This is a genomic window from Mycobacterium sp. 663a-19 (assembly GCF_035616495.1).
Lineage (GTDB): Bacteria > Actinomycetota > Actinomycetes > Mycobacteriales > Mycobacteriaceae > Mycobacterium.
Genome location: NZ_JAPJAV010000034.1, coordinates 1 through 1,281, shown reverse-complemented (window position 1 = coordinate 1,281; position 1,281 = coordinate 1). Strand labels below are relative to the sequence as shown.

Sequence of the window (1,281 nt, the reverse complement as noted above, 5' to 3'; positions counted from 1 at the left end):
GGGCATTGTCAATCGGTTAGTGCAACAACTGCTCAGGCGGCTTGGTCGAGGAGTTGGGCGAGTCGTTGGGCGGGGGTGTCGAGGTTCAATGTGGGGCGGGGCCGGCGGTTGAGGGTGTCTTGGATGCGTTTGAGGTCGGCTTTGGTGTAACCGCTTAGATCGCTGCCCTTTTCGAACCAGAACCGCAAGAGCCGGTTGGTGTTTTCGTTGCTGCCGCGTTGCCAGGGTGAGTGCGGGTTGCAGAAGTAAACCGGGGCGCCTAGTTGCAGCGAGATCTCGCGCCAGTTTGCCATTTCACTGCCGCGATCCCAGGTGATAGCGCGCCGCAGGTGCTCGGGCAGCTCGCTCATCGCCTCGATCATCGCGGCGGCGACGGCCGCGGCGCTGTGGTCGGTGGGGAGGTGCAACAGGATGGTGAAGCGGGTGCTGCGTTCGACCAGGGTGCCGATCGCGCTGGCGCCGCCGGGCCCCAAGATCAGATCCCCTTCCCAGGAACCGGGCACGGCGCGGTCCTCGGCCTCGGCGGGACGATCGCTGATCGTGAACTCCTCACCGTTGTAGACGCCGCGGCTGACATAACGGCCCCGCGGTTTGCGTGCCGCCCGTTTGGTCGACAGGCATTTGTGCAGATCAGCACGCAGACTACCGCGGGCTTGCACATACAGGCTTTGGTAGATGGTTTCGTGGCTCACCCGGGCCTGCCTGTCATCGGGATGATCGCGGGCCAACATTTCGGCGATCAGCTTGGGACTCCACCCATCATCCATCCACGCTTCGATCAGCGCGCACAACGGATTGTCCTTGAGCTTGAACTGCTTGGGTCGGCGCGCTCGCTCAGCGGCACGACCATGGGCCATCAGCGCGTGGTAGTCCCCGTCGGCGTTCTGGTTGCGTCGAACCTCGCGGTACACCACGCTGCGATCACGGCCGATTTGCTTGCCGATATCAGCATCACTGAGGCCGGCGTCGCGCCCGCGCATGATGATCACCCGCTCCTCGGCGCTGAGCCGGTGCCCACGCCCACCCGGGCGCGACAGATCCCCCGGATTTGCTAAACCCGAACTCCATTGGTTTTGTCCGATCTTCATGGCGCCAGCCTCGCGCCACCAGCGCGACCCGGTATTCAGCGACACGCCCACCACACGCTCGGCCCGAATCACCGGCATGCCTTGGCACACCAGATCCAGGAACTCTCGGCGCACCGCCCGAGAAAACGGATAACCACTCGGCATGGCAACTCCTCAAAACAACGGATGTTGCACTGACCGTATGAATCCGCCC

The 1,281-nt window shown here is 63.7% G+C and carries 1 protein-coding gene; it reads right to left on the bottom strand.

What is annotated here, in order from left to right; genetic code table 11:
• Positions 1-32: 32 nt before the first annotated feature.
• The gene (locus OQ968_RS24720; RefSeq protein ID WP_324682282.1) at positions 33-1,232 is read right to left on the bottom strand and encodes an IS30 family transposase; all 1,200 of its coding nucleotides are present in this window, start codon (positions 1,230-1,232) and stop codon (positions 33-35) included.
• Positions 1,233-1,281 lie beyond the last annotated feature (49 nt).